This is a genomic window from Salinifilum aidingensis (assembly GCF_054782015.1).
Window position 1 is genome coordinate 152,932 of record NZ_BAAGTH010000006.1, and the last position, 23,087, is coordinate 176,018.

Annotated in this window: 22 protein-coding genes and 1 pseudogene; 13 read left to right on the forward strand and 10 right to left on the reverse strand. The window is 72.3% G+C overall.

Features of this window, described 5'->3' with window-relative positions:
* Positions 1-76: 76 nt before the first annotated feature.
* The 9 genes from ACYVJE_RS10515 to ACYVJE_RS10555 form a co-directional block, all read right to left on the reverse strand.
* Positions 77-988, reverse strand: a complete 912-nt coding sequence (locus ACYVJE_RS10515; protein ID WP_459157326.1) for a serine/threonine-protein kinase — start codon at positions 986-988, stop codon at positions 77-79.
* Between the two features lie 22 nt (positions 989-1,010).
* Positions 1,011-1,163: a hypothetical protein gene (locus ACYVJE_RS10520; protein ID WP_461144305.1), complete on the reverse strand. Its 153-nt coding sequence runs from the start codon at positions 1,161-1,163 to the stop codon at positions 1,011-1,013.
* Positions 1,164-1,455: 292 nt separating this feature from the next.
* The gene (locus ACYVJE_RS10525; protein WP_461144306.1) at positions 1,456-1,800 is read right to left on the reverse strand and encodes a hypothetical protein; all 345 of its coding nucleotides are present in this window, start codon (positions 1,798-1,800) and stop codon (positions 1,456-1,458) included.
* Between the two features lie 239 nt (positions 1,801-2,039).
* The gene (locus ACYVJE_RS10530) at positions 2,040-3,644 is read right to left on the reverse strand and encodes a nucleobase:cation symporter-2 family protein (RefSeq protein WP_461144307.1); all 1,605 of its coding nucleotides are present in this window, start codon (positions 3,642-3,644) and stop codon (positions 2,040-2,042) included.
* A gap of 385 nt (positions 3,645-4,029) precedes the next feature.
* Positions 4,030-4,920: a factor-independent urate hydroxylase gene (gene pucL / locus ACYVJE_RS10535; RefSeq protein WP_461144308.1), complete on the reverse strand. Its 891-nt coding sequence runs from the start codon at positions 4,918-4,920 to the stop codon at positions 4,030-4,032.
* Between the two features lie 6 nt (positions 4,921-4,926).
* Positions 4,927-5,262, reverse strand: coding sequence for a hydroxyisourate hydrolase (gene uraH, locus ACYVJE_RS10540; protein ID WP_459157322.1), 336 nt, complete (start codon positions 5,260-5,262; stop codon positions 4,927-4,929).
* Positions 5,259-5,774: a 2-oxo-4-hydroxy-4-carboxy-5-ureidoimidazoline decarboxylase gene (gene uraD, locus ACYVJE_RS10545; protein WP_461144309.1), complete on the reverse strand. Its 516-nt coding sequence runs from the start codon at positions 5,772-5,774 to the stop codon at positions 5,259-5,261. Before uraD ends, uraH begins: the two co-directional genes overlap by 4 nt.
* 330 nt (positions 5,775-6,104) lie before the next feature.
* The gene (locus ACYVJE_RS10550; RefSeq protein ID WP_459157320.1) at positions 6,105-6,458 is read right to left on the reverse strand and encodes a helix-turn-helix domain-containing protein; all 354 of its coding nucleotides are present in this window, start codon (positions 6,456-6,458) and stop codon (positions 6,105-6,107) included.
* Positions 6,459-6,577: 119 nt separating this feature from the next.
* Positions 6,578-6,859: a thiamine-binding protein gene (locus ACYVJE_RS10555; protein WP_461144310.1), complete on the reverse strand. Its 282-nt coding sequence runs from the start codon at positions 6,857-6,859 to the stop codon at positions 6,578-6,580.
* Between the two features lie 198 nt (positions 6,860-7,057).
* Here ACYVJE_RS10555 and ACYVJE_RS10560 point away from each other — a divergent pair, with 198 nt between their 5' ends.
* The 11 genes from ACYVJE_RS10560 to groL all read left to right on the forward strand — a co-directional run bounded on the left by ACYVJE_RS10560 (position 7,058) and on the right by groL (position 19,449).
* Positions 7,058-7,858 (forward strand): hydroxypyruvate isomerase family protein, encoded by an 801-nt coding sequence (locus ACYVJE_RS10560; protein WP_459157318.1) that lies wholly within the window; start codon positions 7,058-7,060, stop codon positions 7,856-7,858.
* A gap of 150 nt (positions 7,859-8,008) precedes the next feature.
* On the forward strand, positions 8,009-8,887 hold the full coding sequence (locus tag ACYVJE_RS10565; protein WP_461144311.1) for a 2-hydroxy-3-oxopropionate reductase: 879 nt from the start codon (positions 8,009-8,011) through the stop codon (positions 8,885-8,887).
* 167 nt (positions 8,888-9,054) lie between these two features.
* Positions 9,055-10,794 carry a glyoxylate carboligase gene (gcl, locus tag ACYVJE_RS10570; RefSeq protein WP_461144356.1) on the forward strand — a complete coding sequence of 580 codons (1,740 nt, stop codon included), beginning with the start codon at positions 9,055-9,057 and terminating at the stop codon, positions 10,792-10,794.
* 141 nt (positions 10,795-10,935) lie between these two features.
* Positions 10,936-12,054: a glycerate kinase gene (locus ACYVJE_RS10575; protein WP_461144312.1), complete on the forward strand. Its 1,119-nt coding sequence runs from the start codon at positions 10,936-10,938 to the stop codon at positions 12,052-12,054.
* 100 nt (positions 12,055-12,154) lie between these two features.
* On the forward strand, positions 12,155-13,522 hold the full coding sequence (allB, locus tag ACYVJE_RS10580; RefSeq protein ID WP_461144313.1) for an allantoinase AllB: 1,368 nt from the start codon (positions 12,155-12,157) through the stop codon (positions 13,520-13,522).
* A gap of 233 nt (positions 13,523-13,755) precedes the next feature.
* Positions 13,756-14,439 (forward strand): tRNA (adenosine(37)-N6)-threonylcarbamoyltransferase complex dimerization subunit type 1 TsaB, encoded by a 684-nt coding sequence (gene tsaB / locus ACYVJE_RS10585; protein WP_461144314.1) that lies wholly within the window; start codon positions 13,756-13,758, stop codon positions 14,437-14,439.
* Positions 14,436-14,936, forward strand: a complete 501-nt coding sequence (gene rimI, locus ACYVJE_RS10590; protein ID WP_461144315.1) for a ribosomal protein S18-alanine N-acetyltransferase — start codon at positions 14,436-14,438, stop codon at positions 14,934-14,936. The genes tsaB and rimI overlap by 4 nt, the downstream gene beginning before the upstream one ends.
* Positions 14,933-15,985 (forward strand): tRNA (adenosine(37)-N6)-threonylcarbamoyltransferase complex transferase subunit TsaD, encoded by a 1,053-nt coding sequence (gene tsaD, locus ACYVJE_RS10595; RefSeq protein ID WP_461144316.1) that lies wholly within the window; start codon positions 14,933-14,935, stop codon positions 15,983-15,985. Before rimI ends, tsaD begins: the two co-directional genes overlap by 4 nt.
* A 135-nt stretch (positions 15,986-16,120) precedes the next feature.
* Positions 16,121-16,720: a SanA/YdcF family protein gene (locus ACYVJE_RS10600; RefSeq protein ID WP_461144317.1), complete on the forward strand. Its 600-nt coding sequence runs from the start codon at positions 16,121-16,123 to the stop codon at positions 16,718-16,720.
* A gap of 713 nt (positions 16,721-17,433) precedes the next feature.
* Complete coding sequence (gene groES, locus ACYVJE_RS10605; protein WP_459157310.1) at positions 17,434-17,724, forward strand: co-chaperone GroES; 291 nt, start codon at positions 17,434-17,436, stop codon at positions 17,722-17,724.
* A 111-nt stretch (positions 17,725-17,835) separates the two neighbouring features.
* On the forward strand, positions 17,836-19,449 hold the full coding sequence (groL, locus tag ACYVJE_RS10610) for a chaperonin GroEL (protein ID WP_461144318.1): 1,614 nt from the start codon (positions 17,836-17,838) through the stop codon (positions 19,447-19,449).
* A 548-nt stretch (positions 19,450-19,997) separates the two neighbouring features.
* Here the strand turns inward: groL and ACYVJE_RS10615 are convergent.
* Positions 19,998-20,291: pseudogene (locus ACYVJE_RS10615) on the reverse strand (WhiB family transcriptional regulator); the annotation flags it as partial.
* Positions 20,292-20,503: 212 nt separating this feature from the next.
* On the opposite strand from ACYVJE_RS10615, the gene ACYVJE_RS10620 reads away from it, so the two are divergent.
* Both ACYVJE_RS10620 and ACYVJE_RS10625 read left to right on the forward strand, forming a co-directional pair.
* Complete coding sequence (locus tag ACYVJE_RS10620) at positions 20,504-21,682, forward strand: MerR family transcriptional regulator (RefSeq protein ID WP_461144357.1); 1,179 nt, start codon at positions 20,504-20,506, stop codon at positions 21,680-21,682.
* A 273-nt stretch (positions 21,683-21,955) separates the two neighbouring features.
* Positions 21,956-22,552, forward strand: a complete 597-nt coding sequence (locus ACYVJE_RS10625; RefSeq protein WP_459157308.1) for a response regulator transcription factor — start codon at positions 21,956-21,958, stop codon at positions 22,550-22,552.
* Positions 22,553-23,087 lie beyond the last annotated feature (535 nt).

Sequence of the window (23,087 nt, forward strand, 5' to 3'; positions counted from 1 at the left end):
GCCGGGTGGACCCGGCACCCGGGCGGACCCGGCACCAGGGCGGCTCAGGATCGGGCGAGCCCAGGGCCCGGCGGGATCAGGACTCGACGGTGGCCGGGTCCACGCCGCACCACTCGGTCAGCATCGCCGAGACCTCGAGCACGTCCGGCCGCTGCTCCGCGTCGGCTTCCAGGCACGCGTCCACGACGCGGGCCAGCGGCCGCGGCCACGCCCGTTGCCCGGTCAGCGGTTCCGGCGACTCGTGCAGCTGGGGGTAGTAGCGATCGCCGCTGGCGGTGCGCTCGCGGTGCGGCACGTGCGCCCACGGCGGTGCGCCGGACAGCGCCTCGTACAGCGTGACGCCGAGCCCCCACGTGTCCGCGGTGGCCGCCATCTGGTCGCCGCGGGCCTGCTCCGGCGAGAGGTAGTCGAACGTCCCCGCCGAGCTGTGCTCGCCGATGCGGCAGGCCAGGCTCAGGTCGAGCAGCACAGCGCGGCCGCCGCTGGCGACGATGTTGGACGGCTTCACGTCGAGGTGCACCCAACCGCGCTGGTGCAGGTAGGCCAGCACCGAGCACAGCTGGATGCCCAGCACGGCCACGTCCAGCGGGGCGATGTGCTCCTCGTTCGCGATGAGGTACCCCAGCGTGTTGCCGCCGAGCGTTTCGGTGATCACCACCGGCCGAGCCGGGGCGGCGTGCGTCGCGGTGATCTCGTAGCCGCGCACCAGGTGCGGGTGGGTGAGCTGGGTGAGCATGACGCCCTCGTTGCGCAGGCACCCCGCCGCCTGGTGGTCACCGGCGCGTTCCGGGCGGAGCGTCTTGCCGACGCAGCGGCAGGCGCGCTCCGCGCTCCACAGGTCGTAGACGTCGAGCCGCGTGCCGCGGCGCAGGTGCGCGACCACGCGGTAGTTCGGCGCGAGTTCCGCGCCGGGTTCGACGACGGCGCCGGCCGGTTCGGCCGGCGCGTCCTGGTCGCGCGCGTGGGAGCTGAACGAGTCGAGGAGCACCACTGGTCACCGGGAGAGCACGTCAGCGGGTGTTCTGCGGCGTGTCGTGCGGGGCCCGCTTCTCCGGGGTTTCGAGCGCGCGGTGCGGAGCGCTGCTGGAGCGGCGGCGGCGCGCGTCATCGGCCGGCCGGTGCCCGTGCCTGGCCGGGAACAGCGGTGTGAACAGCCTCGTCATGCGCGTTCACTCCTCGCCCGTCGCCGATGTTTCCCCGGTGGTTCCGCTACGATCATTGTCCGCACGAGAGGCGCCGAGGTCGAGGCCGGTGGGCATTTCCGGTGGAATCTCCGCATTCCGGAGGTCGGGTTTTCCGGAGGTTCGTCCCCGGCGTGGTGAGCAGTATCACGAGCTCGAGTCCGCGGCGAGCCGCGCGGGTGTTGCGAACCGGAATGGTCCCGATCGCCGTGACGGGGGCTGTGGTGGCGCACCGAAGTGTTGACGTTTTCAGCGCGAATCCGGCGTTGCGCCGTCAGTGATCGGTTCGCGAGCAAGCGGCACCGGTCGATGGTGCCGATGCGGAAGAAAATGTTCCGGAATCCGCGAGCCTTTTCCGCCGCCGTTCTTGGAGTTCGAGGGTGCGGGTGGCGGTGCCGCAGTTGACGCCCTGGTAGCTCTTGTCGCCGAGCTCGAGTTCCGGTGGTCCGCCCCGCAGCGGAGCCGGTCTCTTCGGGCGGGTCGGCGCAGCGTTCGCGGGGGAACGCGGCCAGGCCTTCGAGCGCGGCGGCAGCAGCCGCCCGCTGCCGACGGAGTGGGCGGCGTCGACGAGCATCCACTCGCCTCGGCGCATGAGCACGGCCAGCGCGCGCTCGTCCACTGCGGACGACTCCGGGTCAAGCACCTCATCCCACCGGTGGCTTTGTGCATTTCGCGGGAAATGTGCAAAACCACCGCCCCGACGGGACAGCAGCCGAATCCGCCCGGACGGCAACCGCGCCCGGAAGGCCGCGCAGCCGGGTCCGGCGGGAGCACCGGACCCGAGAAGCGCGAGGGCCTTGCTGCGCCGGGTGTTCCTCGTGCGCGTCCGCGTGCGGAACACCCGGCGAGCGGAGGAGCTCAGCGGAGGCCGTCGGTGGACGTCGCTCCCGTGGCGCCCTCCTGCACCTGCTGCGGGACCGCGGTCGTGGTCGTCGCTCCTTCCGCCGGTGCCTGCGGTGAGCCGGCGTCCCCGGCAGCGGGGTTCCCGGCAGCGGCCCCCTCGGCAGCGGCGCGCGGGGACGGGGCTTCCACCTCCGCGCCCGGGGAGTCGTCACCGGAGGCAGCCGCAGTGGCCGGGCCCTCGGGGGAGGTTCCACCGTCCTGCCCGGTTCCGGAGCGACCGCGGAAGCTGTTGAACAGCAGGTTCAGCAGGATCGCGACGAGGCATCCGGTGCTGATGCCCGAGTCGAGGATGGTGCGCATCCCCGACGGGAAGTTCTCGTAGAACTCGGGCGCCGCCACGGGGATCATGCCGATTCCGATCGAGCCGGAGACCACCAGCGCGTTGAACGGATCGCCGACGTCCGCCTTGCTCAGGGTCTTGATACCGCTGGCCGCCACCGAGCCGAACAGCACCAGCGCCGCACCGCCCAGCACCGGCTGCGGCACCAGCGAGATGACCGCGCCGACGACGGGGAACAGCCCCAGCAGGATGAGCACCCCACCGGCTGTTGCGACGACGAAACGGCTGCGCACGCGGGTCAACGCGACCAGTCCGATGTTCTGCGCGAACGCGCTGCAGGTGAACCCGCCGAACACCGCGCTCAGCGCGCTGCCCGCACCGTCGGCGCGCAGCCCGGCGGCGATGGTCTTCTCGTCGGCGGGTTTGTCGACGATCTCGCCCAGCGCGATCATGTCCGCGGTGCTCTCGGTCATCGCCACGAGCATGACGATGCAGATGGACAGCGTCGCGGTGAAGCTGAACGCGGGCGTGGCCAGCTCGAACGGCACCGGTAGGTTGAACACGGGGGAGTTGTCGAACGTGGTGCTGTCCACCGCGCCGAGCGGCCAGGCCACGAGCGTGCCGGCGACGAGGCCGATGAGCAGCGAGATGCGGTTCCAGAACCCCTTGAGCACGCGGTTGAGGACGACGACGAGGGTGAACGTGGCCGCGCCGAGCGCGATCTTCTGGCCCGTGGCGTAGTTCGGGGCCTCCGGGTCGTCGCCGGCGATCCAGTTGATCGCCACCGGCATCAGCGACAACCCGATCAGCGTGATCACCGTGCCGTTGACCAGCGGCGGGAAGAACCGCAGCAACCGCGAGAAGTAGGGCGCGGCGAAGAACGCGAGCACACCGGCGATGAGCACCGAGCCGTAGAGCACGGGCAGCGGGTTCCCGGACTGCTGGTCCACGATCGCCAGCATCGGTGCGACGGAGGCGAACGTGACGCCGTTGACGAACGGCAGCCGCGCTCCGATCCGCCACACGCCGATGGACTGGAGCACGGTGGCGAGACCAGCGGTGAACAGGCTCGCGGCGATGAGCAGGGCCATCTGCAGCGGCGGCAGCCCGATCGCTTCACCGACGATGAGCGGGGGTGCGACCACGCCCGCGTACATCGCCGTGATGTGCTGCACGCCGAGCGCGGTCATCCGCCACCAGGGCAGGGTCTGGTCTACCGGGTGCAGGTCGGATCTTCCGTTGCGCGAACCGCGGTTCCGCCGTGTGGTGAACAGGGCCATGGTGCCCTCCTAGACGGGTGAGGAGCAGGTGAACCGAACCGTCGACGAGTCCCGGGCCGTGGAGGGGATTCTCGCGGAATCGTCGGCAGTGCTCGTGCGAATGCGCGCGGGGCCACCGGGAAATCCCGATGGCCCCGTGGCGTGCCGCGTGCGCGCACCGATTCCCGTTCGGGAAACACCGCGGTGAGCATCCGAACCACTCCCGACAGGACCAGTGAGGAATGTGCGGATCGCAGGAGACGAGCAGGTGTTCGTCAGAAATGGTGCGCGGGGGAAGCAGCACGCTGGCCCCGAACATCCCGGCATTCCGGTGCGTTCGCCCGGGGTGCGGAGTTCGGGACGGAAATCGCGGAAAACGGTGCGCGAGGAATGTTCTCGCGCCGAATCAGAACTCGGGCAGGCTGAACCAGGCTTCCGGGGATTCCGGAACGTCGTCGCGGGTCACAGTGCCCTCGATCAACCCGTACGGGCGGTCGGCGGCGAAGAAGACCTCGTTGTCGTTCTCCAGGTCGCAGTAGGACAGATCCACGAGGAAGTGGTGCTTGTTCGGCAGCGACAGGCGCACTTCGGCGAGCTCGGAGTGCGCCTCCAGCGCCGACCGGCCCATCTCGTAGAGCGTCTGCTGCAGCGCGAGGCTGTGCGTGGTGGCGAAGGCCTCCAGCATCGTCGCGCGGATCGAGGAGAAGCTCTTGTCCCAGTCCACGTCGTTGTGCCGGTAGCGCCACCGCGCGGTGACCGCCGTGGCCAGCACGCGGTCGCTCGTCTCGGCCAGCGTGGTGTAGCGGTCCTTGGGGTAGCCCCAGAACTCGGAACCGGTGGACTTGAGCACGACGAGGTCGGACAGGCCGGAGATCACGTGCGCCTGCCCCTGGTGCAGGGTGACCGCCGTGGTGCGCTTCTCCTCGGCGCTGCGCAGGAACGAGTGGTCGTGCCCCGTGCCGCCGACGGAGATCCGCTCCCAGGGGTGCTCCTCGGCGAGGATGCGCGCGCCGGTGACGGGTTCCTGCGTGTCCACGAAGTGGTGGCCGAGGCGCAGCGCGAAGTCCTCGAGCGCACCGACCGGCTGTTCCTTGGCGAAGGCGTAGACGGTGTTCTTCTGCGTGTCGGTGGGCAGCACGTTCGTGTTGTCACCGTCGGTGTGGGCGCTGGTGAAATCGCCGCGCAGCGATGTGCTCACGGTGAGGTCGCGCATGCGGTGGCGCGGTGTGGAGCGGTCCACCGCCACCATGCGCACCTCGGCCTTGCCGTATTGGTTGTGCCCGAGTACGACACCCATCGTCGGTCAGCTCCCTCGGTAGGTGGAAAATGCGAACGGACTGAGCAGCAGGGGAACGTGGTAGTGCTGTTCGGGGTCGGTGATCCGGAAGGTGATCTGCGCCTGGGGGTAGAAGGTCGCTGTTCCCTGCCGGTCGAAGTAGTCGCCGGTGGCGAAGGTGAGCCGGTAGTCGCCGGCGTCGAGGCGGTCCGGTCCGAGGTTCCGGATCCGACCGTCGGCATCGGTTTCCCCTTCGGCGAGGAGTTTCCACTCCGAGTCCACGAGGGATTCGAGGTGGATCGCGACGCCGGCTGCGGGTTGTCCGCGCGCGGCGTCGAGGACGTGCGTGGTCACGGCGCTCATTGTTCGATCACCTTGGCCAATCGGAGTCGTGCGATCTTGCGCAGTTCTGCGGCGACCACGTCGATTTCGGTCTCCGGGTCGTTGTCCAGCCGGGAGCGCAGGATCTCGAGCAGTTCCCGCCCGCCGCGCCCGCTGGCGCACACCAGGTAGACGTGGCCGAAGCGGCGCTCGTACTCCTCGTTGCCCTCGCGCAGCGCCCGCGTCAGCTCGTCGTCGGATGTGTCCACACCGGACTGCTCGGAGCTGGAGAAGGAGCCCGCGCCCTCGGTGCGCTCCCCGATGCGGGGGTGGGACGCGAGAGCGCCGTGGACTTCCTCGTTCGACAGAGGATCTGCCGCCTCGTCGGCGGCGGCGTAGAGCTCCCTCGTGCTGCTGAACGGTCGCTGGTCGGCGATGTCGGTCGCCCAGCGGGGGACGTCCAGGCAGGCTTGCAATTGCTTGACGAGTTCCGGCCGGGGCAGACCGTTGAGTTTGGTCAGCCCCGATCCGGTGTCGGTGACAGGTGTCGACATCGCGCTCTCTCCGTTGTGCGCGGCTGAGCCGGGCGTTGTTCTCCTGTTCGAGAATTGCGCCGAGTGGCCGCGTGAAGGTTCTCCGTGCCGGTGCGGGTCAAGCTACGACCGGATTCATCCGGGTGTCAACACTTTGTTGAATCTCGTGGGCACGATGTTGTGCGCGGAGCACATCGCGTGTTGCCGCGGCGTTGCCCGCTCGTTGCCGGAAGTTGCGCGAGGCGGTGCGACGAGCCGGGAGATCCGGCGAACGTGGCCGGCGCGCCGTGCGCGGGCCCCGCGGAGCGCCTCGCGCGGGCGAGCGCTCACGCGGAGGGGGCGGGGCGCGGTTCAGTCCGCCCGGTTGAGGTAGTTGTAGACGGTGAAGCGGCTGACGCCGAGCGACCGGGCCACGGTCTCGACCGACTTGCGCAGCGTGAACGCACCGCGCTCTTCGAGCAGCCGCACGGCCCGCTGCTTGTCGGCGCGCGGCAGGTCGGGGAGCGCACCGCCGAGTTCGCGTTCGACCTGGCGGATGAGCCGGTCCAGCGCGGTGGTGATCTCCTCGCTGGGCAGCCGCACGGCGACGGCCGGAGCGCCGTCCCAGTAGAGCACGACGTCATCGGGTTCGCGCTGCTCGACGGGTACCGAGACGGCGCCGATCCGGTCGAGCAGCGGGGCGATCGCGGCGGCCAGGGGGTGCACGGCCCTCAGCTTACTGAGTCGGCTCACCGGTGTGTCCCGCGTGTCGAACACGTCGGGTGGTGACCCGGCTGTGCTGCGCGAGCATCCGCTGCGGCGGGCATCGGTGACGTGCCGACGTGCTACTGGGGGGTGCCGGATGCGGGGTCGCCGGTCGCCGGCTCCGCCTCGTCCACGGTGATCTGCAGGGTCACCCGGTTCGCGCCGGAGGTGAGCGCCGCGTGCAGCACCTCGGCCAGCGCGGGCAGCACAGTCGAGTGGTCGCCGTGGACGGCCGTGCCCAGCGGGCCGAAATCCGGGTCGAGACCCGCCGCGAGCAGGACGTCGCGGGTGTTGACGGCGTGCGCGGGCGGTTCGCCCTCGCCCTGGAAGGGCTCGGTGGTGAACTCGGCGTTCAGGATCATCGACGACCTCCTGCGGCAACCGTAACCGGCGGTTCGCGGGCGCGCCGAGGCAGGCCGCACCGCGACCGGGCCGCCGCGGTGCGGACGAATCTCCGCGATTCGGCGGAACGGGCGAAGCGCGCGGCGTTGACCGCTCCGCGCCCGCTCGCTTATTCTATCGCTGTACAAAATTTAGTTTCCGTAATACGAAAAGAGGCGTTGTCGGTGGACCCCACCCGTTTCGACGTCAACCTCTCGGTGCTCTTCACCGAGCTCGACCTGCTCGATCGTCCCGCCGCGGCCAAGGCCGCCGGTTTCGACGCGATCGAGTTCTGGTGGCCCTTCCCGGACCCGGTCCCCTCCGACCGGGAGGTGGACCGCTTCGTCCGCGCCGTCGAGGATGCCGGGGTTTCCCTGGTCGGGTTGAACTTCTTCGCCGGGGACATGCCGGGAGGCGACCGCGGCGTGCTCTCGCAGCCCGCCCGCGCGCAGGAGTTCCGCGACAACATCGACGTCACCGTCGACATCGGCAAGCGGCTGGGCTGCCGCGCGTTCAACGCGCTGTACGGCAACCGCGTGGAGGGCGTCGACCCGGCCGAGCAGGACGCGGTGGCGACCGAGAGCCTCGTGCGCGCAGCCGAGTCCGTGGGCGAGATCGACGGGACCGTGCTCGTCGAGCCCGTGAGCGGGACCCCGTCCTACCCGCTGCACACCGCGGGCGACGCCGTGGCCGCCATCGAGCGCGCGCGTGCCCGGGGCGTGCACAACGTGCGCCTGCTGCTGGACATCTACCACCTGGTGGTCAACGGCGACGACCCGTCGCGCGCGGTGCGCGACCACGGCCGCCACATCGGCCACGTGCAGATCGCCGACGCGCCCGGGCGCAACGAACCGGGCACCGGGTCGATCGATTTCGCCCGGCACTTCCGGGAGCTCGACGACCTCGGCTACACCGGCCACATCGGACTCGAGTACAAGCCGAGCGGGGCCAGCACCGACAGCTTCACCTGGATCAAGTGAGCGACCGCAGGGTAGCTGTTGCGCAGGGCCAGGCTTTGCCGGACCAGCGGTCGTGAACCGCTCCGTTCGCCACCACTGCGGAAGCAGCATCCGCAGCAACGGCACATCCCGCGCGCACAACAGCGCTGAGGAACATCAGGAGGGACCGAATTGAGCCGCATCGGATTCATCGGGCTGGGCATCATGGGTGGCCCCATGGCGGCGAACCTCGTCGCCGCCGGCCACGAGGTCGTCGGCCACAACCGCAGCCGGGCCAAGGTCGACCGGTTGGTGGAGCAGGGCGGCACGGCCGCCTCCAGCATCGCGGAGGCGGTGCGCGGGGCCGACGTCGTGATCACCATGCTGCCCGACTCGCCGGACGTGGAAGAGGCGGTGACCGGTGAGGACGGCGTGCTCGCGCACGCCCGGCCGGGCACGCTGCTCGTCGACTGCAGCACCATCCGGCCCGACGTGGCGCGCCGGGTCGACGAGGCCGCCGCTGACAAGGGCGTGCGCGTTCTCGACGCGCCCGTCAGCGGCGGAGAGCCGAAGGCCATCGACGGAACCCTGTCCATCATGGCCGGTGGCAGCGAGGAGGCCTTCGCCGCCGCGCGGGAGCTGCTCGACGTGGTCGGCTCGACCATCGTGCACGTCGGCCCCGCCGGTGCCGGGCAGACCGTGAAGGCCGCCAACCAGCTCATCGTCGCGGGCAACATCGGCCTGCTCGCCGAGGCGCTGGTCTTCCTCGAGTCCTACGGGGTCGACACCAAGGCGGGCCTGGAGGTCCTCGGCGGCGGCCTGGCCGGCAGCACGGTGCTCGACGCCAAGGGCACCAAGATGCGCGATCGCGAGTTCGGACCGGGATTCCGGCTGGAGCTGCACCACAAGGACATGGGCATCGTGCAGGCCGCGGCCCGCGAGGCCGGGTTGACGATCCCGCTGGGTTCGCTGGTCAGCCAGCTCGTCGCGGCGGCGAACGCGCAGGGCGACGGGGCGCTGGACCACTCCGGCCTGCTGCGGCAGGTCACCCGCCTGAACGGCCGGGAGTGACCGCCCCGCGCACGCCTCCGGCCGGACCGCGGCCGGCGAGACCAACCGCAAGGTCGCGGGTGGCGGCCGAGTAGCCGCCAAGCGTTCCACCGCCACCCGCTCCCACTGGTGCGGGCCGAAGCGCCGCACCCGAGAGGAAGTCTCACATGATCCCAACAGTCCCCGCCATGCGGGCCGTCGTGGACGTGCTGGAGTCCGAGGGCGCGAGCACGGTGTTCGGCTGCCCGGGAGCGGCGATCCTGCCCCTGTACGCGGAGCTGGAGCACAGCCCGATCCGCCACCTCGTGGTGCGGCACGAGGAGGGCGCCACGCACATGGCCGACGGGTGGTCGCGCACCACCGGTGGAGTGGGCGTGGCGATCGGGACCTCCGGCCCGGCCGGGACGAACATGATCACGGGTCTGTACACGGCGCAGGCCGACTCGATCCCGATCGTGTGCATCACCGGGCAGGCGGTCTCCTCGAAACTGCACCAGGAGGCCTTCCAGGCCGTGGACATCGTCGAGGTCGCCCGCCCCGTCACGAAGTGGGCGGTGCGGGTCAACGAGGCCGCGCAGGCGCCGTGGGCCTTCCGCGAGGCCTTCCGCATCGCGCGGTCCGGCAGGCCCGGCCCGGTGCTGATCGACCTGCCGCTGGACGTGCAGAAGCAGCACATCCCGTGGGACTCCGGTGTGGACGCTCCGCTGCCGGTCCCCGCGGTGCCCCCGCACCCGCCGCGGGTGGGCAGGGCGCTGGACATGCTGCTCGAGTCGGAACGCCCGCTGCTGCTGGCCGGCGGCGGCGTCGTCGGTGCGGAAGCGTGGGGGGAACTGCGCGAACTCGCCGAACTGCTCGGCATCCCGGTGCAGGTGACGCTCATGGGCAAGGGATCCTTCCCCGAGGACCACGAGCTGTTCGCCGGCATGGCCGGGATCCAGACGGCGCACCGCTACGGCAACGAATCGATGCTGGAGTCCGACCTCGTGCTGGCGCTCGGCGCGCGGTTCGGCGACCGGCACACAGGTGATGTCGACGTCTACCGCGGTGAGCGGCGGTTCATCCACGTCGACATCGAACCCACCCAGCTCGGCAAGGTCTTCGGGCCGGACCTGGGCGTCGTGTCGGACACCCGGTTGTTCCTGCAGGAGATGCTGCGGCAGGCGCGGGAGCGCGCGGCAGCGCCCGACTTCCGCGGGTGGACCGCCCGCGTCGGCGAGCTCAAGCAGGCGCTGATCCGACCGGACGACTACGACGAAGTGCCGATCAAGGCCCCGCGCGTGTTCCGCGAGCTCAACGACCTGTTCGGTCCGGAGACGTACTTCGTGACCGCGATCGGGCTGTACCAGATCTGGTCCGGGCAGTTCCAGCGCACGCAGCTGCCGCGGCGCTACCAGGTGTGCGGGCAGGCGGGTCCGCTGGGCTGGGAGGTGCCCGCGGCGATCGGGGTGAAGTCGGCCGAGCCGGACGCCGAGGTGGTGGCCGTGGTGGGCGACTACTCCTTCCAGTTCCTCGTGGAGGAGCTGGCGGTCAGCGCCCAGTACGACGTCCCGTTCGTCATCGTCATGCTCAACAACGAGTACCTGGGCCTCATCCGGCAGGCCGAGGGCGACGGCTACGCGATGAACACCGAGGTCGACCTGCACTACGACGAGTACGGCACCGACAACGTGGCGATCATGGAGGCCTACGGCTGCACCGGCCGCCGCGTGCGCGACCCCGGTGAGCTGACCGAGTCGATCGAGTGGGCCCGCAAGGCGGCCCGCGAGACGAGCCGTCCGGTGCTCGTCGAGGTGATGATCGAGCGGGAGGCCGACACGGCCCGCGGTGGCCGCATCGACGGGCTCATCGAGCCGGAGCCCGTCCCGTTCCCCGAGGGGGTCCCCGAGTCCGGTGGTACCGGCCGGGCTGGGCAGGAGGTCGGCGCGTAACGCGCGGCACCTGCAGCCACCCCTTCCGCAGGCCGGGGGTATCGGGTGGAATGGGCCCGGAACCCCCAGTGTTGCCCGTCGAGCGAGCCGGGCGTCTCGGCGGGCAACACACCCCATCGTCGTGATGACGGGAGCTGCTCCGTGGCAGTGCTGATCGCACCGGACAAGTTCAAGGGCTCGCTGCCCGCGCCGGAGGTGGCCGAAGCGGTCGCGGCGGGCCTGCGCCGGGTGCGCCCGGAACTGGGGGTGCGCATCGCACCGGTCGCCGACGGCGGTGACGGCACGGTGCGCGCGGCGGTCGCCGCCGGGTACCGGCCCGTTCCGGTGCGGGTCACCGGCCCGGTCGGCGAGCCGGTGGACACCGAGATCGCCGTGCACGGGTCGACCGCCGTGGTGGAGATGGCCACGGCCTCCGGACTGGCCATGCTCGACCCGGCCGAGCTGGCGCCGATGGCCGCGCACAGCACCGGCACGGGCGAGGCGGTCCGAGCGGCGCTGGACGCGGGCGCGCGCACCGTGGTGCTCGGCGTGGGCGGTTCGGCCAGCACCGACGGGGGAGCCGGCGTGCTCGCCGCGCTCGGCGCGCGGATCACCGATGCCGAGGGGAGGGACGTGCCGCCCGGCGGGGCGGGGCTGCGTGAGGTCGCGGCGGTTGATCTGTCCACGCTGGATTCCCGTCTGCCCGGGACGGACATCGTGCTGGCCTCCGACGTGAACAACCCGCTGCTCGGCGAACGCGGCGCGGCGCACGTCTACGGCCCGCAGAAGGGCGCCGACGACGAGCAGGTCGACCGGTTGGACGCGGCGCTCGGCCGCTGGGCGAGCGCGCTGCGGCGGGCGGGCGGACGCGACGTGGCCGCCGAGCCCGGGGCGGGCGCGGCCGGTGGCGTCGGCTTCGCGGCGCTGTCGGCGCTCGGTGCGCGCATGCGCCCGGGAGTGGACGTGGTCCTGGAACTGGTCGACTTCGCCGGGGGCCTGCGGGACGCCCGGCTCGTCATCACCGGTGAGGGCTCGCTGGACGAGCAGACGCTGCACGGCAAGGGGCCCGCCGGCGTGGCGCAGCAGGCGCGCGCCGCCGGTGTCCCGGTCGTCGCTGTCGCGGGCGTGTGCTCGCTGCCGCCCGAGCGGTTGCGCGCGGCCGGGTTCGCCGGTGCGTACGCGTTGGCCGACATCGAACCCGAGGAGCAGCGGTGCCTGGAGCACGCGGCGGAGCTGCTGACCGAGCTCGGGGAGAAGCTGGCCCGCGACCACGGCCTGTGAGGGCCCGCTGCGCCGGGGTTTGCCGTCCGCCGCGAGGGCGGAGCTTGACCGGCGCGCGAACAAGCATCAACATTCTGTTGAAACCGAGGAAGGAGTTCCAGTGGCGACGTCGACCCCCGGCACCCCGGACACCGTGTTCCGCGCCCCGCGGATGATCACCCCGGACGGCGAAGCAGCGGGCAGCGTGGCGGTGCGCGACGGCACCATCACCGCTGTCGACGCGCTCGACGCCCGGTGGGGCGGCGGGCACGAGATCGCCCTCGGGGCGGACGAGGTGCTGCTGCCCGGGCTCGTCGACGCCCACGTGCACGTCAACGACCCCGGCCGCGCCGAGTGGGAGGGGTTCCCCACCGCCACCCGCGCCGCCGCGGCCGGTGGCATCACGACCATCCTCGACATGCCGCTGAACAGCATCCCGCCGACCACGAGCGGCGAGGGGCTCGCCACCAAGCAGCGGTCGGCCACCGGCGCGGTGCACGTCGACGTCGGCTTCTGGGGCGGTGTCGTGCCCGGCAACGTCGCCGAACTGCGCGGTCTGCACGAGGCGGGCGTGTTCGGCTTCAAGGGCTTCCTGCTGCACTCCGGCGTGGACGAGTTCCCCGGGCTGACCGAGGACGACCTGGAGAAGGCCATGCAGGAGCTGGCCCGGCACGACGCCCTGCTGATCGTGCACGCCGAGGACGCCCACACCGTCGAGCACGCACCGCGGGCCTCCGGCAGGGGCTACCGGTCGTTCCTCGACTCGCGCCCGGAATCCGCGGAAGTCACCGCGATCTCCCGCGTCCTCGAGCTCTCCCGGCGCACCGGGTGCCGCGTGCACATCGTCCACCTCGCCGCGGCCGGCGCGCTCGACGAGCTGGCGCGGGCGCGGGCCGAGGGCGTGCCGGTCACCGTGGAGACCTGCCCGCACTACCTGTCGTTCTGCGCCGAGGAGATCCCCGACGGCGCCACCGCGTTCAAGTGCTGCCCGCCGATCCGCGACGCGGCCAACCGCGAACGGCTCTGGCAGGGGCTGCACGAGGGGGTCGTCGACTACGTCGTCACCGACCACTCGCCCTGCGTGCCCGAGCTGAAACTGCTGGACACCGGCGACTTTGGCGGCGCGTGGGGCGGGATCGCCAGCCTGCAGGTGAGCCTGCCGGCCGTGTGGACCCAGGCCCGCGCCCGCGGGCACGACCTCTCGCGGGTGGTGCGCTGGATGGCCACCGAGCCCGCCCGGGTGCTCGGCGTGCCGCGCAAGGGCGCGATCGCACCGGGCAACGACGCCGACCTGTGCGTGTTCGCCCCCGAGGAGGCCTTCGTCGTCGACGCGCGGGAGTTGAACCACCGCAACCCGGTCACCGCCTACGACGGGCGTCCGCTGGCCGGGAGGGTGCACCAGACGTGGCTGCGCGGCCGGCGCGTCCACGGCGACCGCGAGCGCACCGCCCCCGAACCGAGCGGGCGGCTGCTGCGCCGCGACGGGTGAGCCGCGCCGAGCGGTCCGACCTCCCCTCGGCTGGGCCGCACCGGGGACCGCTCGCGCACCGGGTGAGCGGAGCGGGTGGCGGGCCGAGGACCTCATCGCGCGGTGGCCGCTGGCCGGCACCGCGGAGCTCACCCGGAGCCGGGCGGGTGAGCAGGCGGGTCGCCCGGGGCGGAGAGCCGTCCCGGGCGACCCGTGTACCCGTGGTGACCAGCACTGAAGTACGCTGAGTAGCCGTGCTCGTCATCGCGTTGGACACAGCGACCCCCGCGGTCACCGCCGGGCTCGTCGAGCTCGGTGACACCCCGCGCCGCCTCGCCGCGCGGATCACGGCGAACCCCCGTGCGCACGGCGAACTGCTCGTGCCGCACCTGGTCGACGCCGCCGCCGAGGCCGGCTGCGAGCTGTCCGCGGCCGACGCGGTGGTCGTCGGCTCCGGGCCGGGCCCGTTCACCGGGCTGCGCGTGGGCATGGCCACCGCCGCCTCCCTCGGCGAAGCGCTGGGCGTGCCCGTGCACCCGGTGTGCAGCCTCGACGCGATCGCCCGCAGCTCCTCCGGCGCGTGCCTGGTCGCGACGGACGCGCGGCGCAAGGAGGTGTACTGGGCGGCCTACGACACCGCGCAAGCCCGGGTCGACGGCCCGCACGTGCAGCGGCCCGCGGACGTCCCCGTCGCCGCCCGCGCGGCCGAGCACGCCGTCGGCGAGCTCCTCGGGGAGAAGGCCGCCGAGCTGGAGGCCCCCGCGGGGGTCCGCCTCCTCGAGAGCTCCGGCCCCACCCCGGAGGGGCTGGTGGCGGCCGCGACGAGCCTGCGCAGCGGTGCCGAACCGGATCCGCTGGTGCCGCTGTACCTGCGGCGCCCGGACGCGGCCGAACCCGGGGCGCGCAAGCGCGTCGCGCCCGGGAGGGCCGCCCGGTGACCGGCGCGGACGTGACGGTGCTGCGGCTGCGGCGCAGCGATCTGCGCCGCTGCGCCGTGCTGGAGCAGGAGCTGTTCCCCGGGGACGACCCCTGGGCGAAGGAGATGTTCGAGTCCGAGCTCAACCAGGGGCACTACTACCTCGGCGCCTACGACGCCGACGACCGGCTCCTCGGCTACGCCGGCCTCGCCCTGCTCGGCTCCGGTGACGGCGCGGAGGCCGAGGTGCACACCATCGGTGTCGACCCGCACGAGCAGGGGCGCGGGGTGGGGACGGCCCTGCTGCGGGCCCTGCTGGAGCGGGCGGACGAGCGGGGCGCCGCCACGTTCCTGGAAGTCCGCACCGACAACGAGGCGGCGATCGGCATGTACCGGGCGCACGGCTTCGAGATCGTCGGCACGCGGCGGCACTACTACCAGCCGTCCGGTGCGCACGCCTACACCATGCGGCGCGAGCGGGTCGCCGGTGCGCAGGACGCGAGGGAGGAAGCGGGATGACGGATCGGATCGTGCTCGGGATCGAGACCTCGTGCGACGAGACCGGCGCGGGGCTCGTCCGCCTCGGCGCGGACGGTTCGGTGGAGCTGCTCGCCGACGCGGTCGCGTCCAGTGTGGACGAACATGCCCGTTACGGCGGTGTCGTCCCGGAGATCGCCAGCCGCGCCCACCTGCAGGCGATGACGCCGATGGTGCGCCGCTGCCTGGAACAGTCCGGGCAGCGGCTCTCCGATGTGGACGCGATCGCGGTGACCTCCGGGCCGGGGCTGGCCGGGGCGCTGATGGTCGGCGTGGCCTCGGCGAAGGCCTACGCCGCGGCGCTCGGCGTCCCGCTGTACGGGGTGAACCACCTCGCCGGGCACGTGGCCGTCGACGCGCTCGAGCACGGCGCCCTGCCGGAGCGGTGCCTGGCCCTGCTCGTCTCCGGCGGGCACACGCAGCTGCTGCTCGTGGAGGGCATCGCGCACAAGATCACCGAGATCGGCTCCACGATCGACGACGCCGCCGGCGAGGCCTACGACAAGGTGGCCCGGGTGCTGGACCTGCCGTACCCGGGCGGGCCGCCGATCGACCGGTGCGCCCGGGAGGGCGATCCGCGCGCGATCGACTTCCCGCGCGGGCTGACCGGCCCGCGCGACGCGCGGTTCGACTTCTCGTTCTCCGGTGTGAAGACCTCCGTGGCCCGCTGGGTGGAGGGCGAGCAGGCCGCGGGCCGCGAGGTCCCGCTGGCCGACGTCTGCGCCTCGTTCCAGGAGGCGGTGGCCGACGTGCTCACGAGCAAGGCGGTGCGCGCCGCCGCGGAGCACGACGTGGACACGCTGGTGATCTCCGGTGGTGTCGCGGCGAACTCGCGCATCGCCGGGCTCGCCCGGGAGCGCTGCGAGCGGGCCGGACTGCGGCTGCGCGTGCCCCGGCCGCGGCTGTGCACCGACAACGGCGCGATGATCGCGGCGCTGGGCGCGCACGTGCTCGCCGCGGACGCCGAGCCGTCCCCGCGGGGGCTGTCGGCCGATCCGGGCCTGCCCGTGGAGACCATCGTCGCGCGCTGAGGGAAGGATTTCTCCAGTGATGTGCTGGAGCCGCCCGTCGGCGTGGCCTGCGGTGGACCGCCGCTGCATGTGGAACGTACGTGCAGACTGCCGCCCTCGCCTCCGGTGGTCCGGCGCGGCCTGCACACTGAGCGCGTGCGAACGATCAGCGTGGTGCTCGCCGGCCTCGTGCTGGCCGCGGCGGTCGTGTGCCTCCTCCCGTGCGCCTGGGTGCTGCTGCGGGTCCGCGGGCGGCTGCGCAGCCCCGGCGACGTCCCGCCCACGACGCACGCCCTCGTGCTCGGCGCGGGAGTGCGCAGCGACGGCCGGCCCAGCCTCATCCTGCGCGGGAGGCTGGAGACCGCGCTGGACCTGTGGAACCGGGGCGCGGTGCGCCGCGTCGTGGTCAGCGGAAGCCCGGTCTCGCGCGGGCACAGCGAACCCCTCGTGATGCGCGATCACCTCGTCGCGCGCGGTGTGCCGCCCGCGGCGATCATCCCCGACGAGTCCGGTGTGGACACGTGGCGCTCGTGCCTGCACGCGGCGCGGGAGCTGGGGCTGGAGTCGGTGACCGTCGTCACCACGGGGTTCCACCTGCCGCGCTCGGTGGCGCTGTGCCGCCGAGCGGGCATCGAGGCCTGGGGGGTGGGGCACGACGCCGCGGCCGCGGGGCTGCGGCGCGTCGCGGCCCGCGGTGCCCGCCGGGAGGTGTTCGCCCTGATCAAGGCCTTCTGGTGGCGGCGCCGAGCGCGGTGAGCGCCGGAGCCGGTGGCCGCGCGGATCGGTGGCCGCTGCCCGGCCGCACCGGTCCGTCATGGTCAGCGGCGAAACCGCTTCCTCGCCATGTGCGCAGGCCGGCCGCGGTGCGAGCCCGTCCGCGGCCCCCTCAGTAGCGCGGCCGGGGACCGGAGCGGGTTGGGGGTCCGGTCGGCCCCGGCGGGCGGGACGGACGGGGGCGGCGTTCCCACGGGCGACTCGCGGGTTTGGTGCGGGCAGCCATGTGGGTGAACCTAGGGGACCGGGACGGCTCGGGGGAAATTCGCAGGGGCTGCGGTGACATTTCACGCATGCCGATCTGCCTGCGAAGATCACGCAACGTGGATCACCTGTTACCGCTCTCGACGGCTGTGCGCACGGGCTTCACCGCGCCGGGTGGGCGAGTGGGGGTCGCGCGGGCGGCGGCGCGGTAGCGTTGCGGCATGCGCGGCCCCGCCGTCGCCGAGGGCGCCGGCGCGCGGGTGAGCGCGGGCCGGGAGCGGGGTCGGCCGCTGCGCCGGGCTCGCCCGGCCACCGCTTCGAGCGAAAACGCGGGGTTCGCCGGCGGCGGTAGTTGAGTACTGGCACTCGTGTCGGTAGAGTGCTAGACGAACGGCGCCGGAGCGCCCCGGCACCCGCGACGGCGGGGAGCCACGGTAGCCGTCGTGAATCCAGCCAATGCTTTGAAGGCCCCAGAAGGTGGAGGTCACACCGTGGCGAGCATCAAGCCGCTTGAGGACAAGATCGTTGTCCAGGCGAGCGAGGCCGAGACGACGACCGCGTCCGGCATCGTGATCCCGGACACCGCCAAGGAAAAGCCCCAGGAGGGCAAGGTACTGGCTGTCGGTCCGGGGCGGATCGACGAGAAGGGCAACCGCATCCCGCTGGATGTCAACGAGGGTGACGTCGTCATCTACTCGAAGTACGGCGGCACCGAGGTCAAGTACAACGGGGAGGAGTACTTGATCCTCTCCGCCCGCGACGTGCTGGCCGTCGTCAACTGAAGCCGAGCACCGTGCGAGTGATGCCGCCCCGGAGGTCCCCGAGCGGGATCACCGGGGCGGTTCGCGTGCGTCAATCCGCAACCGCTCTTCCACGCGAAAAGGCTGAAACACATGGCTAAGCAGATCAGCTTCGACGAGCACGCCCGCAAGGCGCTCGAAAGCGGAGTCAACCAGCTCGCCGACGCCGTCAAGGTGACCCTCGGTCCCCGCGGTCGGCACGTCGTGCTGGACAAGCAGTTCGGCGGGCCGCAGGTCACCAACGACGGCGTGACCATCGCTCGGGAGATCGAGCTCGAGGACCCGTACGAGAACCTTGGTGCGCAGCTGGTCAAGAGCGTCGCCACCAAGACCAACGACGTGGCCGGTGACGGCACCACGACGGCCACCGTCATCGCCCAGGGCATGGTCCGCGAGGGCCTGCGCAACCTGGCCGCCGGTGCCAACCCGGCTTCCCTGAACGCCGGCATCGAGGCGGCCGCCGACGCGGTCGTCGAGGAGCTCAAGGCCAAGGCCACCCCGGTCAAGGGCCGCGACAACATCGCGCAGATCGCCACCGTGTCCTCGCGGGACGAGAACATCGGCGCGCTGGTCGGCGAGGCGATGGAGCGCGTCGGCGAGGACGGCGTGGTGACCATCGAGGAGTCCTCCTCGCTGGCCACCGAGCTCGAGGTCACCGAGGGCCTGGAGTTCGACAAGGGCTACGTCTCGCCGCACTTCGTCACCGACGCCGAGCGGCAGGAAGCGGTGCTGGAGGACCCGCAGATCCTGCTGCACCAGGAGAAGATCTCCAACATCCAGGAGATGCTCCCGCTGCTCGAGCAGATCGCGCAGGACAACAAGCCGCTGCTGATCATCGCCGAGGACGTCGAGGGCGAGGCGCTGTCGACCCTGGTCGTCAACGCCGCGCGCAAGACGTTCCGCGTGGTCGCGGTGAAGGCCCCGTACTTCGGTGACCGCCGGAAGAACTTCCTGGCGGACCTGGCCGTGTCCACCGGTGCGCAGGTCGTCTCCCCGGACGTCGGCATGAAGCTCTCCGAGGTCGGCCGCGAGGTGCTGGGCAGCGCCCGCCGCGTCACCGTGACCAAGGACAGCACCACCATTGTGGACGGTCGCGGCAACGCCGACGACGTGCGCGGCCGCACCGAGCAGATCCGCAAGGAGGTCGAGGCCAGCGACTCCGACTGGGACCGCGAGAAGCTGCAGGAGCGGCTGGCGAAGTTGGCCGGCGGCGTGGCGGTCCTCAAGGTCGGCGCGGCCACCGAGACCGAGCTCAAGGAGCGCAAGTCCCGCATCGAGGACGCCGTTTCCGCGGCCAAGGCCGCCGCGGAGGAGGGCAGCGTCCCCGGCGGTGGTTCCTCGCTGATCCACGGCGCCAAGGTGCTGGAAGGCGACCTGGGCAAGACCGGCGACGAGGCCACCGGCGTCCGCCTGGTGCGCTCCGCGCTGGAGTCCCCGCTGTTCTGGATCGCGCACAACGCCGGCCACGAGGGCGCCGTCGTGGTCTCCCGCGTGCGCGACATGGAGTGGGGCTCCGGCTTCAACGCGGCCGAGGAGACCTTCGGTGACCTGGTCAAGCCGGGCGTGGTGGACCCGCTGAAGGTGACCCGTTCGGCCGTGTCCAACGCCGCCTCGGTGGCGCGGATGCTGCTGACCACCGAGAGCGCGGTCGTGGACAAGCCCGAGGAGGAGGACAACGAGGGCGGCGGTCACGGCCACGGCCACTGATCACGCCTCGTTCCCGCTCGACTTCGAGCGCTCCCCGATCCCGGCGGCCCCGGTGGGCCGCCGGGATCTTTTTTCGCCGCGGCGCGCTCGCGCGCCGCGGGCGTCCAGCTGCAGTGGCAACTGCACGTGCACCGGTGCGCTCGGACGGCGCTCGGCGCGGTGCGTCCCGCGGGGTCGCGCACCGGTGTCCGCGGGAGCACCGCACCTGCCGCGCGACCATTGAGCAGGGCCCGGCAAGCAGGTCCCCGCCTGTCAGGCCCCCGGGGGAGCACCTCGGGCGGCGGGGCCCCGCGCAGAAGGACTCCGGGCAGCCCGTGCCTGCCCGGAGTCCTTTCCGTCCGGTGTGGAGTTGTCGTGCGCGTGCGGTGGATGGCGCCCCTCGTCTGCGCGCGCTGTGCGCACTGCCATTCACCGCTGCCCGCGGGCGCGCGTGGTGGCGAACACCAGCGTCAACTCACCAACTGGGTCACGTCGTGCTCGGGCACCGCCTGCTGGGGCACCTCGGGAATCTCCTGCTGCTGACCTCCCTGCTGGGGGATCTCGTGCTGGGTCATCTGGTGCTGGCGCTTGCGGGCCTTGATGATCATCTCGCGTTCCGATTCGGACAAACCGCCCCAGATGCCGTACGGCTCCTGCACTCTCAGGGCGTGGTTTCGGCACTGCGCGATCACTGGGCAGCGTTGGCACACTTCTTTGGCCTTGGCCTCGCGGCGCGCGCGTGCCGGGCCGCGCTCGCCGTCCGGGTGGAAGAAGTACGCGCTGTCCATTCCGCGGCAGGAACCCCGTATCTGCCAGTCCCAGATATCAGCATTGGGTCCTGGAAGACGTCGAGTGTCCGCCATTGCGACAACCACCTCCTACTGGTGGGTTCCCCTCCCTGTCGGGCGCTGCCCGACCTCGCGAGATCCACCGTAAAACCGCGTCAAAGGTTGTTCAAGCATAATCGAGCCAAATATTGGTCAATCAAGCGAGTGGTGTCCGTTCGTGGGTGCTTGTCGCGGTTGCCTCGACTGAGTTGCTCTCGGCGTGCTAGAGCCGGAGCATGTCCCGCGTGATGACACGGCCGGAACGTGAGTACGACTCCGACGCCTCCCCGTCCCAGCCGGCCGAGCGCGAAGCGGCGCAGGTCGACGAATCCGATTCGCCGGAAGGGGCGGACACCGCGCGGCGGCGTTCAGCGCAGGGCGGCGAGCCGGAGGGCGAGCGGTCGCGTTCCGATGCGGACGAGTCGGCGGGGAAGTCCCCGCAGCAGCCCCGCCTGACGGTCGCCGCCGTCGCGCGCCGGCTCGGCGTCGCGCCGGCCACGCTGCGCACGTGGGACCGCCGCTACGGGCTCGGGCCCAGCGAGCACGCGAGCGGGCGGCACCGCCGCTACGCACCCGAGGACGTCGCGCGGCTGGAGCAGATGCAGCGCGCGCTGCTGCGCGGTGCCTCCCCGGCCGAAGCCGCGCGGTTCGCGCGCAGCGTCGACATCGACCCGAGCGATCCCGCCGACGCGGTCCGCGCGGAGCCGAGGTCGGGTGGCCGCGAACCGGTGCTGCACTCCGGGGTGCTCGACGACGGGCCCGTGGAGCAGCTCGACACCACCAGCACCGGCGGGCAGGGGCTGCGCCTGGCGGGGGCGGGTCCGCGCGCCCGCGGCCTGGGGCGCGCCGCGCTGGCGCTGGACGCCTGGGCGGCGCAGGGGCTGCTCCGCGAGGCGATCGACGCCGACGGCGTGGTGTCCACGTGGGAGGGGGCGCTGCGCCCGGTGCTGCGCGCGATCGTGGAGCGGCGGCAGCGCACCGGAAGCGGCATCGAGGCGCAGCAGCTGCTGGTGGACTGCGCCTCGACGGCGCTGCGCGCGGTCATCGCCGCTGCGCCGGAGCCGGTCACCCCTCGTCCCGTCGTGCTGGCTCCCGTGCCCGGCGAACCGCAGGGGCTGGAGTTAGTTGCGCTGGCCGCGGCGCTGTCGTCCGGGGGCGTGGGGCAGCTGCTGTTCGGCGCGGGAGTGCCGCGCGAGGGGCTGTGGGCGGCTGTGCGCCGGGCGGCTCCGGCGGCGGTGGTCCTGTGGGCCGACCAGCCGCACTACGCCTCGTCCCGGTTGCTCGCCGAGGTCCCCGCCACCCGGCAGAAGGCGCGGCTGTTCGCCGCCGGGGCCGGGTGGTCCACCGCGGAGCTCGCGGGTGGCACCGAGCACGTGGAGTCGCTGCGGGCCGCTGCCGACCGGGTCTCCGAGACGGTTCTCGCTTGATGTGACACAAATCACAATAACCGCTCTCATGTCGTACGAACGAGCGACAACAGGCCCCGAAAATACGTGCGAACGAGTGAGGATCGCAGGTAATCGGCTTGTGGGCGATCATGCGCCGGCGACGGGCGGCGCGATCGCGGGGGCGCGCTCTCCCGCGGCGGAGGGCCTCGAGGCGCGCGATGGACGAATTCGCCACCGGATCGGGTCAAGGTTTCCCGACCTCCCGGCGATAAGGGGAGGTGGAACGTCACTCGCCTGCAGGAAGGAGTTCCCGTGACGACGGTCCTGATCTGCGATGACCGACGGAGCGTCCGGGAAGGACTCACCCGCGTCATGTCCGCGGTGCCCGGGGTCAGCCGTATCGACTGCGTCGCTCACGGCGACGAGCTGCTCGCGCGCTACTCCCGGCAAGCTGTGGACGTGGTGCTCGTGGGGACTCAGCGCGCGGTGCCCAACGGCGTGGAAGCCACGCGGCGGCTCGTCTCGGCGCACCCCCAGGCCAATGTGATCGTGTTCGGTGCGCCGGACGACGCGGCGAGCATCGCCGCGGCGATCGCGGGAGGTGCGCGGGGCTACCTGCGTTGGGACGCCTCCCGTCCGGAACTGGTCGCGGCGCTCGCGCACACGCTCGCGAGCACCTCGGTGCCCACGCCGCGGCAGCCTTCCGACCCGGGCGTGCAGCTGACCGAGCGCGAGCTCCAGGTGCTGCGCGGCATGAGCCAGGGCAAGAGCAACGGCCAGATCGGCCGCGAGCTCTACTTGTCCGAGGACACGGTGAAAACGCACGCGCGGCGCTTGTTCCGCAAGCTCGGCGTGCGTGATCGCGCGCAGGCGGTGGCGCACGGCTTCCGGCGCGGTCTGGTGGCCTGAGAGCCCGCTCCTCGCCCTCGCGCTACTTGCGGAGGAGGTCGAGGAGCAGGCTCTGACGTGCCAGTGACCCGGCCGGGCGAAGCAGGTCCCACCGACCGGCCGGAGCCGCGCTCCTCGTGCGGCGACGGGCGTCCCCGAACCGCGAGGGGGCGCGTGCTCGGGAGTGGTTCCCGGCTGCCGCTTCGCGGTCCGCGCCGCTGTTGCCGGTGGTGCTGCCGCTGTTGCGGGTGGTGCTGGCGCCCGCTCGAAGCGTTCGCACCGGAGGTGGTTGCTGCGTCGGGGGCAGCGGCCGCTCCGGGAGGGCAGTGCCGGCGAGCGCCGTTTCCGAGGGCGCCGGGTCCGAGGGCGCCGTGTCCGAGGGCGCCGTGTCCGAGGGCGCCGTGTCCGAGGGCGCCGTGTCCGAGGGCGCCGTGTCCGAGGGCGCCGTGTCCGAGGGCGCCGGGTCGGGGAGCGCCTGTCCGCGGGCGCTGGTTCGGCCTGCCGCGAGCCCGGTGCGGCGCGAGCGGCCGGGGCAGTGCCGGAGTCTCGCCGCGCA